The 16,883-nt window shown below is 57.2% G+C and carries 11 protein-coding genes; 4 read left to right on the top strand and 7 right to left on the bottom strand.

Going from position 1 to position 16,883, the window contains the following annotated elements:
* Nucleotides 1-857: 857 nt before the first annotated feature.
* The 5 genes from ACSYSO_RS01085 to menB all read right to left on the bottom strand — a co-directional run bounded on the left by ACSYSO_RS01085 (nucleotide 858) and on the right by menB (nucleotide 7,976).
* A complete protein-coding gene (locus ACSYSO_RS01085) occupies nucleotides 858-3,542 on the bottom strand; it encodes an InlB B-repeat-containing protein (RefSeq protein WP_489799203.1) in 2,685 nt (894 codons plus the stop codon).
* 83 nt (nucleotides 3,543-3,625) lie between these two features.
* Entirely contained in the window at nucleotides 3,626-3,766 is a 141-nt protein-coding gene (locus ACSYSO_RS01080; RefSeq protein WP_489799205.1) for a hypothetical protein, read from the bottom strand.
* 168 nt (nucleotides 3,767-3,934) lie between these two features.
* Nucleotides 3,935-4,231, bottom strand: a complete 297-nt coding sequence (locus tag ACSYSO_RS01075) for a DUF234 domain-containing protein (RefSeq protein ID WP_491701836.1) — start codon at nucleotides 4,229-4,231, stop codon at nucleotides 3,935-3,937.
* A 113-nt stretch (nucleotides 4,232-4,344) separates the two neighbouring features.
* On the bottom strand, nucleotides 4,345-6,855 hold the full coding sequence (locus ACSYSO_RS01070; RefSeq protein ID WP_491701835.1) for an AMP-binding protein: 2,511 nt from the start codon (nucleotides 6,853-6,855) through the stop codon (nucleotides 4,345-4,347).
* Between the two features lie 275 nt (nucleotides 6,856-7,130).
* Complete coding sequence (menB, locus tag ACSYSO_RS01065; protein ID WP_489799211.1) at nucleotides 7,131-7,976, bottom strand: 1,4-dihydroxy-2-naphthoyl-CoA synthase; 846 nt, start codon at nucleotides 7,974-7,976, stop codon at nucleotides 7,131-7,133.
* A gap of 99 nt (nucleotides 7,977-8,075) precedes the next feature.
* Here menB and ACSYSO_RS01060 point away from each other — a divergent pair, with 99 nt between their 5' ends.
* Together ACSYSO_RS01060 and ACSYSO_RS01055 are read left to right on the top strand one after the other, a co-directional pair.
* On the top strand, nucleotides 8,076-8,492 hold the full coding sequence (locus tag ACSYSO_RS01060) for a PaaI family thioesterase (protein WP_491701834.1): 417 nt from the start codon (nucleotides 8,076-8,078) through the stop codon (nucleotides 8,490-8,492).
* A gap of 235 nt (nucleotides 8,493-8,727) precedes the next feature.
* Nucleotides 8,728-10,149: a DASS family sodium-coupled anion symporter gene (locus ACSYSO_RS01055; RefSeq protein WP_489799214.1), complete on the top strand. Its 1,422-nt coding sequence runs from the start codon at nucleotides 8,728-8,730 to the stop codon at nucleotides 10,147-10,149.
* Between the two features lie 12 nt (nucleotides 10,150-10,161).
* Here the strand turns inward: ACSYSO_RS01055 and ACSYSO_RS01050 are convergent, their stop codons facing one another.
* On the bottom strand, nucleotides 10,162-11,526 hold the full coding sequence (locus tag ACSYSO_RS01050) for an ATP-binding protein (protein ID WP_489799216.1): 1,365 nt from the start codon (nucleotides 11,524-11,526) through the stop codon (nucleotides 10,162-10,164).
* Nucleotides 11,527-11,754: 228 nt separating this feature from the next.
* Complete coding sequence (locus ACSYSO_RS01045; RefSeq protein WP_491701833.1) at nucleotides 11,755-12,453, bottom strand: histidine phosphatase family protein; 699 nt, start codon at nucleotides 12,451-12,453, stop codon at nucleotides 11,755-11,757.
* Between the two features lie 57 nt (nucleotides 12,454-12,510).
* On the opposite strand from ACSYSO_RS01045, the gene ACSYSO_RS01040 reads away from it, so the two are divergent.
* Nucleotides 12,511-13,089, top strand: coding sequence for a DUF4235 domain-containing protein (locus tag ACSYSO_RS01040; RefSeq protein WP_491701832.1), 579 nt, complete (start codon nucleotides 12,511-12,513; stop codon nucleotides 13,087-13,089).
* A gap of 695 nt (nucleotides 13,090-13,784) precedes the next feature.
* On the top strand, nucleotides 13,785-16,826 hold the full coding sequence (locus ACSYSO_RS01035) for a hypothetical protein (protein ID WP_491701831.1): 3,042 nt from the start codon (nucleotides 13,785-13,787) through the stop codon (nucleotides 16,824-16,826).
* The last annotated feature ends 57 nt before the right edge of the window (nucleotides 16,827-16,883 follow it).

Raw genomic sequence — 16,883 nt, 5'->3', positions numbered from 1 at the left:
CGGTCATGTGGCGCGCCCTCCACCATATGACGGCGATTCCACCGCAAACACCACCCTCAGCAGTGGAATCATCATCGCCCACGCACCTACGCACCCAACGCAACACAACCGACGCAACGCAACGCAACCGACGTTCACGCCAGCTCAGCGACGGTTTGGGTGCACCAACGTCATCCAACGCGTCAGAACCGTCACTCACACCATCTCACCGACGGTTACGACGCGCACCCCGCACACAACGCAACCAAACCGACGCTCACATCGCCTCAGCGACGGTTTAGGTGCACGGCACTCACCTTACGCATCAGAACCGTCGCTCAGGCTCAATCAGCGACGATTATGCTGCGCACCACTCAACCCACGCAACCAAACCGACACTAACACTCGCTCAGCGTTGGTTCCGTTGCGTTACCATACCCTCACGCAACAAACCCGCCGCTCACAGCGGCTCAGCGACGGTTACGTTGCGCCACCATAACAACAACGTCAGATCCGACGCTAATGCCCGTTCACAAACATCACAACGAACAAACCGCACTTACCACAGCAAAACCCGACACTTATATTCACTCAGCAGCGGTTACGTTGCGCACTCTGTACCAAACGCAACAAACCCGTCGCTCACACTGGACCAACGTCGGTTTAGCTGCGCACCACTCAACCCACGCAACCAAACCGACACTAACACTCGCTCAGCGACGGTTACGTTGCGTTACCGTACCCTCACGCAACAAACCCGTCGCTCACATTCACTCAGCGTCGGTTTAGTCGCACGGCGCTCACTTTACGCAACACAACCGACGCTTACACTCGATAAGCGACGGTTCCACTGCACCAACAGTCAGGTTGCCTGCATGTCACTGGGCCATACGACGATTCCGCCACCAACGGAACAACGACGCAGCACCAAGCAGTACGACCGCCACCAGCACCGACACCGCAACACCCTGACCACCAGTAAACGGCAACGCATACTCCACCGTCGCCCACTGCGCATACAAGATCACACCACCAACTGGAAGCTTGTCGTAGGATTGGTTTGGCCAATACGTGGTACCAGTCCCATCCGCCTTCGTATTCCAACCATTAAACCGGAAACCACGACGAGCAAACCCGTTATCCGCAACCATGGCACTACCATCAGTCACACCAGCAGTGGCCGCGGTCGCACCGGTCACCACACCATCACCCGGATTCGGATCATACGAAATATCCGCCGCCAACGGCTGCCACCCCGCATACACCACCGTATTCGCCAACACCGGAGCAGAAAACACATAAGCCGTATCACCATCAAACGAACCGGAAGCACCCGACTTCGCCGTCTTCCAACCAGTAAACCGATAACCAGACACCTTGCCCGTGTCACCAACCATCCAACCAGACCGATCAGACGTACCCAAGTTGAACCCAACCGTCTGAGAGGCCGGAGCAGCCGGAGCAGCATGACCGGCAGGCGCGTTCACATCAAACGACAGGGTCTTATCGGACCCCCACACCGCATACACGGTGATACCAGGCGAAGCCATCGTCACCTGAGTCTTCACATGCGACCGAGCATCAGACCACTTAGCCGCATTATCAACAAACCCAACCGGACTATCAGCCCAACCCAAGAACCGTGCCCCAGTCCTGGAAACCATAGAACTATCCCAGCAATCAGCATCCTGATCAGCGGTCGCCAGCTTGATCACCGCACCAGACGGATAGCGTGCAAAACAACCAGCCGTCAACCCAGACGACGCCGAACTCACCGGAGCATCACCAGACAACACCGGCACCTGCCCACCGCCACCATTCACATCATAGCCAAGCGAATACAAAACCCGCTCCCACTGCGCATACAACGTGATACCACCAACCGGAAGCTTCACCAAATCACCCGGCCGATACGTGTCACCACTACCATCCGGTTTCGTATTCCACCCAGTAAACGCATACTCCTTACGCGTAAACCACGTATCACCAGCAACCTTCACCGTCTGATCAGTAGACCCCTTCGACGAGTACCGGTTCCCATCACCTTGACCACCATTCTCATCATACGAAACAGCCTGAGGGTCGGCCTCCCACTGCGCATACACCACCGTATCCGCCACCACCGGACTCGTGAAATCATACGCCGCGGCCTCGCTCTCACCTTGCGGATCCGCATACGCCACACCCGCATACGACGGACGCACCGGCCCCACCTTAGAGATCTTCCAACCCAAGAACCTATACCCCGGCACCTTGCCCGTGTCACCAACCATCCAACCAGACCGATCAGACGTACCCAAGTTGAACCCAACCGTCTGCCCTGCTGGAGCAGCCGGAGCAGCATGACCGGCAGGCGCGTTCACATCAAACGACAAGGTCTTATCACTACCCCACACCGCATACACCGTCACACCCGGCGAAGCCATCGTCATCGTGGACTTCATATGCGACCGAGCCACACTCCAATCAGCCGCAGTATCCACCACTCCCAACGGCGTATCACTCCAACCCAAGAACCTGGCACCAGGCTTCGTCAACATCGACGAATCCCAACAATCCGAATCCTTACCAGCCGTCGCCAACGAGAACGAACTGCCATCCTGATAATGCGTAAAACAACCCGACGTACCAGTTCCAGCGACCTGAGACGGTAACGAACCCACACCACCATTCGCGTTGTACGTCAACGGATGCGAGGTTGCAAATGTAATATCATCCAAATGATTACCATTATTCGGCAAAATCGAATCTATATTCTTAAAGGTGAACCGAGTAACCGTCTGCCCTGCAGGCACCGTATATGAGCCTGTATATGTCTCCCACTGGCCCGCATGATCGCCAGCAGCAGCATTCGTGACTTTCGTAGCAATCACTGTGCCCACCGGTCCGACTACATCACCACCTTTACCATTCGCCACCGTTCGCGTGGCCTGCTGCGCCGTCTCTTGACCCGGGGCACCAATCTGCACACTCAACTTATCAAGATAGCTTGAATCCCTAGATGCATGCTTAAGACTCCACGTATACAGCGTTCCCGGTACGGTAGCAATATCCTGATAAATACCGGTACCAGCCTGAGATGCCGCCAGCTCAGCATAGATATTACCATTCGACTCACGCTGCAACTCCACAGCATCTTCCAACTGTTCAAGGCTAGAAAGATACTCCGCAGGTCCTGCTGACCAGCCCGCTTGAGACACCTGCGTCGAATCCCAGCCGAACTGCGCACTATCGAACGAAGCAGGCAAGGTGTACCACATATATTGGCTCGAACCATAAGTTCCAAGAACCAAATTATGTTTACGACTAATCGAAGTCCAACCACCCATCCAAGTGAACATCGACGTTCCCGGATAACTGAAATCCGTATTCACCAGCTTCGTCGGCAATCCACCATCACGAACTGTGCCAGACTGACTTTCTACGCCTGCCGAACTCAAGCTATCAGAACTCAGCTCCTGAGTCGTAGCATCATCGCTATTCTTGGAACCCTGACCAGACCGCCCCGCAACGGTCCCTACACCATTCTTGCTCTGCCCCAGCAAACCCTCAACACCACTCACAGACTGAGTGGGTACACCAGCACCATCACCTACAACCGGAGCGCCACCCTGCGTTCCAACACCATCACTTAACGAAGAGGCATTTACATCACCCCCCCCCCGGAAATCGCGGAGTCACCGGCAACGTCGGCCGAAGCAAACGCCGAAATCCCCAGCACCACAGCCAACGTCACTGCCGTAGCAGACGCGGCAACCGCACGACGCTTAGTACTCATACGAGCCATAACCACATCTCCATCTTCACATGCGCACACCAACTACACGTGCACACTACATCACAAATAACTCCATTCACTTTAACAGAACCCGCATATATTCACCAAACCACATACAGCATCATGCCAATTAACAACCACAACCTCACCGCCAGCACACGGCAGCAAAGCCGTCGCTCACTCGTACAGCTTCTCAGCATCCACTAGCAGCAGCTCTCCGCCATACTTAGCTTTCGTTGCCTCTCGCACTGACTGCTTAGTAAACAGGGCCAGATGTGTCGTCGTATACCCGTCAATCAGCCCGATTCGCTCGCTCAACGACTCCATAGCACGCGTCTCGTTGGAAGTATTACGCCACTTGCATTCGCCAAGCAGCACCGTCTTAGACTGCGGATCTCCTGCAACCACATCAATATCAGTCTGCTCACGTTTGACCGGGTTCGTCCCCCACCACTTGCAAAACCGCGTAGCCAAGAACGCGAAAAGGTCTGATACTTATCTACCGAGAGAGTGCAGTTAACGGTTTCTCGATTAAGAGGAACACGATTAACTTAATCATAATACTCTTATTTGTACTTGCTGAGAGACTACCGCTTTTCGGTTGCACCAAGCCGGAAGCGCTGCACTTTGCCGGTGCTGGTTTTTGGGAGCGACGCAACGCGGTAGAAGCGATGCGGGACTTTGTAGTGTGCCAAATGTTCGCGACCAAACTGGCGCAAGGCTGCATCGTCATGAATGAGACTCGCAGTAGTCATAGGAGACGCAGCTGCCGCAGCCATACCAGCACCAGCAGCCGTATCTGCTGAGGACGCAACCAGTGAAACTGCACTAGCTGGGGCCGCAACGGTCGAGACTTTGCCAACCACAGCAGTCGAAATCCCGGCAACTGAAGCCACATCTGAGACCTCTGCTGCATCGGTTGCAACATCAGCCGCGCCATCACACACTACATAGGCCACCGGAACCTGACCCCAGCGCTCATCAGGCTCAGCAGTCACTGCAATTTCAGTGATTCCTGGGCAGTCAGCATACACGCGTTCGATCTCTTCCGGATGCACGTTCTCACCGCCAGAGATCAGCATGTTGTCAAGCCGCCCATCCACATACAGGTAGCCCTCCGCGTCCATATGCCCAACATCACCGGTGCGATACCAACCGTCAGCGGTCAGCTTCTTGGCAAACAGTCCAGAAATGTGGCGTGGGTCACCATCTGTTTCACGTGAAACACAAGACTCCAACTCTGCCTCAAATGCGTGCTGGGCAACATCATCACCCCCGGAGACATCTCCTACATACCGAGTCGGCAACTCCTGGCCTGCGCCATCCGCCACAGCAGCGGAATCACCAGTCGCATGCTCCAAACGCTGCGACACCAACCCCGAAGTCCCAGCAGACCGCAAAGCAACAGCTGCGTCACCAGCATAACCAGCAAGCTGCATCAGCTGCGGATTGATATCATCCTGAATGTAACCGGTGGTAAGCGCGTCGGTTTTGAACTGAATTTCACCAAACTGCACACCATCGGAAGCCACTGTGTCACCAGAAATCACTGCGCCGCCAGCAATCACCGCACCATCATGGTTAGACTCTCTACCGAACCGAGCAGAACCACCAGCAGCATCAACACTCTCAAGCGGAGCCAACCGCAGCTGAGTGGTGAAATACGGCTTGCCTACCGATAACAGTCGGCTCATATCCTTGCTGTCAGCAAGCCCGGTTCCCACCACCTGCGAACAGGTTTCGGTCATACCATACGAGCGCACCACCGGCATATCCAACTGCGCACACTGCTCCAGCATAGCCACGTCGGACTTCTCCCCACCCAGGATGAAGCCTTTGAACGCGCGATTATACGGGGAGCGCTCGCTGCTGCGCAATGCCACCAATTGTTTGAGCATGGTCGGCACTACAGAAATCCATGTAATCGGCTCATCGGCGAGCGCCTGCGCCACCTCACCCGCGTCAAAATGTTCCACAAGCCGCACCGTAGCACCGAAAATCAGCCCTCTGAGGACGATTGAATACCCGCTGATATGAAAAATCGGCACCGTGCACAGCCACTCGTCGCCCGGCTGTACTCCCAAACTCAACGCCACCGACGTGGCCGAAGTGAAGTGGTTACGCACGGTCTGTTTGATACCTTTGGGCCGCCCCGTGGAGCCTGAGGTAAACATGACGCTTACCACTTGAGTATCGGCGAATTCGTGAGGAATCGCGTCCCTGGGCGATGTGAGGTCGACGGCCGCCGCGAATTCGCAAGTGTTGTCGATCAGCATTTGCGCGGCAGCCCACGCGTCACGACTGCCTTTGTATTCAGGAGTCGGCAGGTCGCGGGCCTTGACATCAGGTTCCGCACTGGATCTGCCCCCACGCATGCGAGTCGGTATGTTATGGGGCTCGGCATCAGATTCCGAGCTTGGACTGTCAACACGCATGCAAGTCGGTACAGCATCGTGTTCAGACTCACGCTCATCAGCACACGCCTCAAGCGCTTCGACAACTTCAGCTGTATCAGCCTCGTGCCGCGCAGCTCGCGCGAGGGCGAAAATTTCGCTAAACCGCAGGAACTGTGGCATACCGGCAGCAACACTGCCGACTTCGGTCGAAACGAACCTTCCTTGTACCAATTCATCGTCACACAAGCACACGGACACTCCCGCGTCTTGCATCTGGCTCAGCAGTTCCTCGTCAGTCAAGCGCCGATTGAGCCACACCACCGTCTTTCCGCGCAACAGCAGCGTCACCGCCATCAGATAGCCGCGCATGGTATTGCCAGCCAGGAGGGCTATGTTCTGAGCGATGAGCTCTGGGCGCTGCTGCGAGCGCTCCAGCACGTCGATGATGGCATCGAGTTGAGCGTCGTCAATGGTATCGTCTCGACCTGCAGCCTTACTGGTGTCACCAAAACCGATATTAAGTTCAGCGCCGAGATCAGGTATACACGTTCTGAGCACGCCGAATGCGTCGAGCGCGGCACCGAGCGAGATGCCCCACTCCAGCACCTGCGCGAACGTATAACTGGTCTCGCCGTCGCTCACCGCCACAGCGTTCGGCGTGAGCCGCGCTCGCTTGATCACCCAGTTTTCCATGCCACTCATCCTCGTTCCTGCACATTTGAACGAAACGTACCCACTTGCGTCAATATTCAGCGTAAATAGGTACATTTCGGTCAACAATCACCGCTTTCATGAGCGAAATGTACCCATATCGCAGGCCCGAGCTCGCAGGTGCGTACACTTTGGTCATTCTGTAATCAATGGTCGTTGTCTAACTCCCAACACCCGCCGCCTGCGGTACACGGCACGAGCGATGGACAGACGCTGCTTCTGCCCGCCGGACACGTTCGAACCGAACTGTGCGAGCAGCCGACCGATCACGGGAACTGCGGGTACTTACTGAAGTCGGGCTTGCGCTTCTCGTTGAACGCATCTCGCCCTTCTTTGGCCTCGTCGGTGGTGTAGTAGAGCAGCGTGGCGTCGCCACCGAGCTGCTGCAGCCCAGCCAACCCGTCGGTGTCGGCGTTCATGGCAGCCTTGATGAACCGTAGTGCCATCGGCGACTTCTCAAGCAGCTCGTGGCACCATTGCAGTGTCTCGGCCTCCACGTCGGCCAGCGGCACCACCTTGTTGACCCAGCCCATCGCCAGCGCCTCATCAGCGCTGTAGAAGTGATCCATAAACCACACCTCTTTGGCTCGTTTCACACCGATGGTACGAGAGAGCAGACCGGCTCCATAACCCGCATCGAAACTGCCGACCTTGGGGCCGGTCTGACCGAACTTGGCATTGTCGGCGGCAATGGTCAAGTCGCACACTAGCTGGAGCACGTTGCCGCCTCCCACTGACCAGCCGCGCACCATGGCGATAACCGGTTTGGGGATGATGCGGATGAGCCGCTGCAAATCGAGCACATTGAGCCGAGGCACGCTGTCTTCGCCCACGTAGCCGCCGTTGCCGCGCACACCTTGGTCGCCGCCGGAGGAGAACGCCAAATCGCCTGCACCGGTGAGAATGATGACGCCAATGCTCGCATCGTCGCGGCAGATCGTGAACGCTTCGATCATCTCGGAAACAGTGAGCGGAGTAAACGCGTTACGCCGTTCGGGGCGGTTGATGGTGATTTTGGCGATACGCCCTTGCCTCTCAAACAGTATCTCCCGGTATTCCTTCACGGTCTCAAACACCGGCTCGACACCAGTTTCAGCTTTGCTGTCAGCCACAGTTCCTCCTTATTCCTTGCGAATCATATAATGCAAACAACATTCAACGCCGCCGACAACGCCGGAGGCAGGCCCCAATACCACGAAAGACCCCGTATCATGCCGTTTGCAGCACACATTGGTATCCAGCATACCGAAGTCTCAGCAAGCAAGGTAGTTGTTTCGCTGCCAGTAACCTCCAACCTGCTCCAGCCGTATGGTGTGCTGCATGGAGGAGTCAACGCGGTTCTAGCCGAAGAAGCCGCGAGTTTGGGCGCTTTGGCAAACCTTGAGGACGGCTTGGTGCCGGTCGGAGTGGACCTGAATGTGCATCATTTTCGCCCTGTGACTTCGGGCACGGTTAGCGCGACCGCCACTCCCGAGTTCATCGGCCATACCTTGCAGACGTGGCACGTGAAGCTTGAGAACGAAGGCACAACAACCGCTTCAGCCACCGTCACCGTGGCAGTGAAGCACCGCGGGGCACAGACGGCAGCAGAGTCCCCCTCGCGCAGCACGCCCGATGCCGCAAAGTAGACAGACAGCACCACAGACACAACCCACAACCACAACCACAACCACAACCACGGTAAGACAAAGTCAAAGCGAAACCGGACAAAGCAGGACAAGACCGGACAACCCAATCTGCCCATCCGCCCAGCTGTCACAGCATGTCCGCCCAAAACCACGCCCTGCGGTGTACAGTAAGACGAGATATCCCACCACAGCACACTCAGCAGAGCAAGCAACGACTCTGCCAGTAAGGAACATCATGACCGCCACCAAAACCAAACACATACCGCAGATTATCTTTGCCTTATGTTGCCTAGGCCTCATCGGCATGTGGTTCACGCCCGCGCCCGCCGGAGTACAGAGTGCAGGGTGGCACAGCTTCACCATCGTGCTGATGTTCCTGGCAGGGTGCGTGCTTAACGTCATTCCGCTCTCGGTACTCTCGCTGGCCATGCTCAGCCTGCTCGGTCTGACCGGTACCATGGATGCCAAAACGCTGTTTTCGTTCTTCGGCTCCGGACCAGTGTGGCTGGTGCTGTTCGCCTTCTTCATGGCCATCGGCTTCCGTAACACCAATTTGGGGGCACGCCTCGCTTACTGGCTCATCGCCAAATTCGGCTCCGGGCCGCTGCGGCTGGCCTACATCATGGCACTGGTGGACCTGATTCTCGCGCCCGTCATTCCCAATACCAACGCCCGCGGCGCCGGTATTCTTTTCCCTGTCAACCAGTCACTGGTGGAAGCGCTGGATGAGCCGAAGGGCACCGGCAAGAACACAGTGAGTTCATACCTGACCCTGGCCACATTCCATCTGAATCTCGTGCTGGGAGGCTTGTTCTACACGTCCATGGCCACAAACCCGCTCGTGGTGAGTCTGGCCGCCAAAACATTCGGGGTGCAGGTCTCTTGGCTGCAATGGTTCGAGTATGCCAGCGTGCCCATCCTGCTGGCAGCAGTGCTGATACCGCTGGTCATCATGGCAGTCCACCGCCCGCAGGCTACCGATTTGAAAGCCGTGCAGAGCCGTGCCGCAGAACAGCTCAGAGCCTTGCCGAAGATGGGTGTTTATGAATATCTGATGATTGCCGTGTTCGCTCTGGTCGTGGTGCTGTGGGCTACATCCTCCCAGACCGGAATCGATAACACCGTAGTGGCAATGCTGGGACTGACCGCACTGTTGCTGTTGCGCATCGTCTCGCTCGACGATGTATTCGCCGAAAAGCAAGGATGGAACATCCTGCTGTGGCTCGGCCCGCTTATCGGCGTTACCGAATTCCTGAACAAGACCGGCGTGGTGGCTTGGATGAGCCACGTGCTCACATCCAGCATCGCCGGAGTGCCGGTATGGATCGCAGTGAGTGTGCTGGTGGTGCTGTACCTGTATGTGCACTATCTGCTTACCAGCGTGCTCGTGCACGTACAGACGTTCTTCATTCCCTTCGCCGTTATTCTGGTGGGTCTCGGCGTCAAGCCGATCGTCGCCACCATGCTGCTCGGCCTGCTCACCACCGTCTCACCGGGCACCACCCACTACGGCACGGGCACCGCCTCCATCTACTATTCGACCGGATACGTGACCCAGAAGGAGTGGTGGAAGGTCGGGTTCCTGGTCTCTGTGGCAGAACTGGCCATCTACGCCGGCGCAGGCGCACTGTGGTGGAAGGTACTCGGCCTGTGGTAAAGCTGGCCGCTATCAATCCAGCAGCCAGCGCCACGCAGGGACGACTCGGATACGCCCCTCAGGTACATCTATAACCTCGCTCTGGTCGAAGGTGACAATAGTCGCCTCGGCCAGACCGTATTGGCTCATAGCAGCTTGCAGGGCGCGGACTTCGCGATGTTTCGTAGCCTCATGTTCCAAGGACCAACACACCTGAACGAGCTGATAGGCCTCTTGTGTCAGCGCATCACCGACGATGAAGTCGACTTCGTACCGCTGGCTTTTCTCTTCCAACAGCAACCGCGCCACGCTGCCGTCGCGGACCAACCGCTGACTACGCCTCAGTTTGAGGAACACTGCGTTTTCAAGCCGTTGCCCAGCTTCTTGCGCAGCCGCCTTAGAGAAGGCTAAAAACATACCCGGATCCACAGCATATACTTTTGCAGACGCACGGGGATTGCTCGCCAAAGCTCGCGAAAATTCCGGAACCCTGAACAGCAAATACGCGTCCTCATAATATTCCAGCAACAGCGATAGCATTTCGCGCGATGTACGCAGACCACGGCCAGCGAATTCGCCACGTACCTTGTTCACGGAAAGCTCGCGCCCCGAACCAGCCAAGCAGCGCGACACAAACCGTGCCGCCACCACGGGATTGCGCACATTATAGCGCTCCACTACATCACTGTTCACCGTTCGGTTCGCATAGTTTTGCAGCAGTGCGACCACATCCGGTTGTTCCAAACCCTGCACGGAGATAAAACCGCCCCGTTCCAAATATTGTGAACAGAGTTGCTTCAACTGTGCTTCTTCTGCAGCAGTGGCGATTATCCCATTCTCCGTCTGCGGCAGCGTCGCAGTATCCATGCCGTGGAATCGCGTAAATTCAGAGAAGCTCATGGGGAACATCTCACGCGAGAGTGATCTGCCGCGAAACTCCGACGCTACTTCTGTGGACAGCATCTTTGACGATGAACCGGAAACGTAGATAGTGACTTTCTGCGTATCTATGATGCGCCGAAGTGCCACACCCCAGTCCGGCACCTCCTGGATTTCATCGAAGAACAGGTACGCTCCCTCTTCCCTCGCCTCGGGGTGCAGTTCATAGAAGCTTTCTACTACGTCGTTGATCAAGGTGGGAGCATAGGGGCGCAGGCGTTCATCTTCGAAATTAAAGTACAGTAGGTGCGACTGCGGGCATTGCGTTTGAGACAAAACCCGTCCCATCTCTTGATATAAGCGATACGTCTTGCCGCACCGCCTCACGCCAACAACAACCTGCACAAGGTTGCCCCGAGCGGGCTGCAGTATGTCGCCAAGTTTCACATCGCGAGCGAACACTTCAGGGACGCCTAGTTCCTGCTGTTCACGAACGATGGCAGCTACCAAATGGTTCACGTCGCCCTCAATTCTGCATCTTGAAGTATTAAACTGCAAGTTTTATATCTATCTTGCAGTATAGCACTGCAAGATTCCTTAAACGACATGCGAATAACCTTCGTTACCATCACCAAGAAATCAAACTTGCAGTATCATTTTGCAAGTTTGATATCTATCTTGCAGTTTCATACGGCAAGCTTGATACAAAACTTGACGAATTACACTGCAAGTTAGACTTCTGCGACATCACAGATTCCAGTGTTCAATGACACGATCGTTCTTGTAATAGCCAAGAGAAGAGCAATGGGCAGTGTCAAACCGCAGCAAACGCGCCTGCGCAGGCTCAAGACCCAACCATTGCGTTGCCACCAAGCGCAGCACATGCGCATGAGCCACCAGCAGCACATCATCCCCGGAACGAATCGCCTGATCAGCACGCTCGACCACACGCTCGGCACGCTGCGCCACCTGTTTCACAGTCTCACCAATTCCGTTGTGCACCGCCACCCGTTCGCCAGAAGCCAGTTCCGCCTCCCAGTCACCGTCCATATCCGCGCCCAGCACCTGCGGACCATCCGCCCACAGCTCCCAGCGGCGGCCGAGCGCCTCGCTCACCTGCTCGCGCGTGCGCCCCTCAGCCCTGCCATAATCCCACTCAGCCAGCTCATCCATCACCTTAAACTCGCCAAACCCGGCCAATTGAGCGGTCTGCCGCGCCCTACGCAAGGGGCTGACCCATATCCGCTCCGGCGCGAACCCCTGCGGGTACATCTCCCGCACGCGCGCCCCGCCATCCACAGCCTGCTCACAACCTTCATCGGTCAACGGCAGATCCGTGCGCCCCGTATGCTGCCCGGTCACGCTCCACTCGGTCTGCCCGTGCCTCATCATTACCAAGTAACCCGGCGAAGAGGCTCCATTGCCTGACGTAATGTAATTACTCATAGGTCAACTATACCGCGCAAGAACGCGCTATCAGCCGCTGCCCGTAATATGTAAGACATGAGCAAACGAGTTCGGAACGGCCAGGGTCATCTTTTCAGCTCGCGCAAGGCTCCCACCGGCGCGCATATCGCCGACGAGTCCGCCGCGAGAACAGAACTCCACGCCCAGCCCCAACCGGCCACGCGTGCCGATGCCGCACCATACTCATCCCCGGACTCCACAGCACCGACTGCACGCCGAGGAAGGCATGCACGGCAGAACTCCACAGATTCCGCTTCCTCTGAGACTCGCTCCTCCGCAGACGAAGCAGTGAACACGCTGCATCAGGTGGACGAGCGGGTGAATCGCGCTCGCACACGACTTCTCACCGACCCGGACACATTGGGAGACAAGGTTCTCAAAAGTGCCCTCCCCTCACTCGCCGGCGCTCTTGGCGGCAAGATATTCCAATCCGCATGGGACCGGACCGTCACACGCCAAACCAAAGGCGACGACCAAGCAGCCAAGCGCCAGCAAGGACTGTTCGCCAGCATCATCTTCGCCGCGATTTCCGCCGCATTCGGCGCGGTCATCAGCGAGCTTTCCACACGTGGAACCAACGCCTACGTGGCACGGCGCCAGCACAAGCGTAAGTAGCAAGAGGCAGCACCCCCACCTTCAACGCCATCCATAGCAGTCCAAGAAACTTCGGCATTGCAGCCAAGGCGCAACAAGAAAACCCAGACACCGGATGCAGCCCTGACCCACAGCAGGGCATGGCGCGTAACTTCCATGCCATGACCTAGTAGCGCAACATAATTACGCTAAAAGCCGATATCTTTTTAGTCACTGCTTTCTCGATGCGTTATGTAACCTAGCACACACTTTGCAAGAGTAGGGCTCATCCTACCAGACAAAATAGTGCCACTTTCTCCATTTAGCGCACCATTGCGACTGCTTTATTGCTCAATCTGTACATTATTGACCCTTTACAAAGCGTCGCTGGCTTAACAAATTACACAACTTCCACTATTATGTACAGTGCAAAAAACGCAGATGCGCGCGTCGCTCATCATGACAACGCCGCCGTACAGCAGAAGGAAGCCACCGCATCGGAGGAATTCGTAGACATGCGACCAGGAGAACGCAACACAATGCCCAGTAGGCACAACAGGTACTGCCAGCACCACAAGTCACTACCCAATGCAACAGCGAAAACACCGCGCCACGCAAGCGACACACCCCGCCCCCTTGCAGGCAGCACAGCGGCCACCCACCACATCACACACGCAAAAACTATACATCGTAGCATTATTTGTCTATTATCTGTATTCAGCACTCTCATCACCCTAATGCTGCCGACTTCCTCACCCCTCGGCTCCCGCCTCGCTGGCAGCACCGCCGAAGCCAGCACCATCGACCAGCAGCTCGCCGACGACACCAGCTCCGCAAACCAGTCAAGCGGCATCGATACCAAAACCGCCGCGGACGACGACCCCAACTGGCGCAACACCACAGCCCCCACACACGACGGCGCCGAACGCACACCGGTGCTCTACAAAACACTGGCGCAAAACAACAAGGTGGACACCGAGAACGACGAGATGCGCCTTGACTTCATCGTGCGAGTGGCCCACGGCGAAGTGGATACGGACCAGGACAACCCCGGCATCCGCATGCTCTACGACTTTGGAGACAGAGACCCCGACCCCGACTACGGCCATTCGGTACCATACGACAAAACACTCCCAAAAAAGGACGGCACAGGCAGCCAATCCCACACGGCAAGCCAGTCGTTCAACTGGGCTACCAACATCAACGAAGGCTTCACCATCCTCAAAGTCGTTGAGTCAGGGCACTACGACTACCTAGTCATCTCGTTCGAAGGCGACCTCAACTACCCCGACAACGGAACCTCAGCATGGGATGCATCCGACAAAAACGGCCTGAAGATAACGCAGAACGTCTACGTCATGGTAGGGCCTGCGGCAACAAACACGTACCCGTACATATCGAGCGGCTCACTCACCACCAAAGACCTCGAAAGCTGGCCGTTGACCTCAAGCGTGGTCAGCAAAGCCCAGGTCATCGTCTACCCCGGCGCCTGCCCATTGAAGAATTTCAGCAGGGGCTGCGGAGTACCTCAAGCGTTCGTTGGATGGGACGGGCACCCCTCACTGTGGAGCGGAGGGCAGGCCAACTGGGGGCTTCTGCTCGACACGGACATTGTCAACCAGTTCGGCAGCACCATTGCTCCTGCCGGCACCGCACCCGCCAACTCCTTCTTTGTGGAATGGTACGATCCGGCAGCGAACTGGTTCAACGAAACCGACCCCTGCCTGCGCCACACGTCATTCAAATACCAGTGGCTCGGCCTGCAGAACGGCACCGACTGGGTGCCCATCACCGACCTGACACCCACCGCAAAAACCGTGACTGGTCAGCCGGCAATGTACGAGGGAATCCCACCACAACCCGTAGCAGGCAACAACACGGGCAGCAACGGCGACACGAACGCCGCCTTCAACAGCACGCGCAACTCCTACAGCATCATCGCCAAAAACGACAACGGGGTACTCGAGCGCGCACAAAACGCCGACGGATCCATCGACTTCGCCAAAGCGGTCAAGGATCAGAAAAACTACAAGCACCCCAGCATGCCAGGCCTCGACGGATATTTCAAACTCGTCACCTGGGCAGTGAACCCCGAAGGATGCGACGCCAGCAGCGCACCGTACGGCGACGTCAACAACCCCTACGACCCCTCGCACCCCACCAATCCCGGCGTCACCGTGAGCATGGCCAAAACCAACCAGCGAGAAGTGGAACGCCAGATCGAATCCGGATGGACCGTAGACACCGCCTTCTACAAGTTTGACATCAAAAGGCCAGCCACCCCCGCCATCACCAATGTGACCGACTCCGCCAATGCCACCATCAGCAATTCGCAGTGCAAGGCCATCGTCATCGGCAACGCGGCACAATACGCCCTAGGCGACATCTACGCGAAGTCCAAAGCCACGCATCCCAGCATCCACGGCACCGGCACCCCGGGAGACTCCATCACGCTCTACTCCGACCAGCCGGACGCCGAAGACCGCAAGGTCATCGACAAAACCGACCCGGAGAACATCGATTCCCAAGGCACACTCGTCGGCACCACCGTGGTGAAACCCGACGGCACATGGACCGTCAACGACCCCGACCCCGTCACCGTCGGCGACAACACCCTCAAATCGCGGCGCTACCACGCCTACCAAACCGAAATCAACCTCAATGATTCCAGCAGCCTGAACACCGAGAACATGGAACGCACCTCGAAGTTCTCGCCCATAGCGCTCATCTATTTCCACTCCGCGGACATAGCCCCGACCATCGACGCCGTGACGGTGCCACACACCCACAATGGTCAGGCCATCGCCGACAAAGTGACGATCAGCGGCACCGTCACCCCCAAGAACACGGGATCGATGCTCAAGGTATACGCCAGCGTGCACAAAGAAGACACCGACACCATCGTCAACGTCGGCGGCAATCGCGGCGACGACGACAAACACGACCCGGCTCCGGCAGGCTCCCCCGCCCCCACCACAGGCAGTAGCACCGCCAAGATTCCGCCCAACAGCGACCTCATCTACACCGAAACATTCGCCAACACCGGTGAACAGCCCTGGAGTGTCAGCATCGATCCAAGCTGGTTCATCAACAAATCGAAGAACGGATCCGGCAAATTCTACACATTGACCGCCGCGCTCACCAATACCGACGGAGACATCTCGGCCCTCGACCTGGACGAGGAATACATCAGCATGTTCGCCCCCATCGTGGTCATCGACTCCATCAACGGCCTCGGCATCTCCGGACACATCACCTCCGCCTATCCCAAGAGCGGCCAAGACGGAAAGTACTCCACCGTCCACATCACCTGGCCTGCCGAGGTCTCCGACCTGGCCCCCGTCGCCACGCAGGCCGACGAGCACGGCTACTGGCATTTCGATCTGCCCGACGGCCTCTACCAAGGTTCGATTGACGTGCAAGCCACCGATCTGGCACACAACGAGTCAGCCAAAACCACCCAGGCCTTCACCGTCACCCCCGAGCAGGGCAACCTGCCGACCACCGGAGCCAGCCCACAAACCCCACAGTTACTGTCCATACTGTTCGCCCTTGCCGCAGCGATCATCGTGGCACTGCTCAGCCACGCCAAGCAGCAGATGCGCTGCGGCGGCCTGCACCCCCCACATGCGCTCCCACGGGCACCTTGGCATCACTGGCATGCACACACATATGCCAGTACACACGCCACGGGGCATGCCCGTCACCGCGCGCTGCACCATCAAGCAATCGCACACGCCCGGCACCAGCGCGGCGCCCACCACGCACGGAGACACTAGAAGGCACTAACGCAGGTTATGGCTGTGAGCGGGGCAACAGTAAGCCGCATGCCCGCT

This window comes from Bifidobacterium sp. ESL1130 (assembly GCF_058507935.1).
Note: the sequence above shows the minus strand (reverse complement) of the source record. Positions and strands in the feature narration are given on the sequence as shown.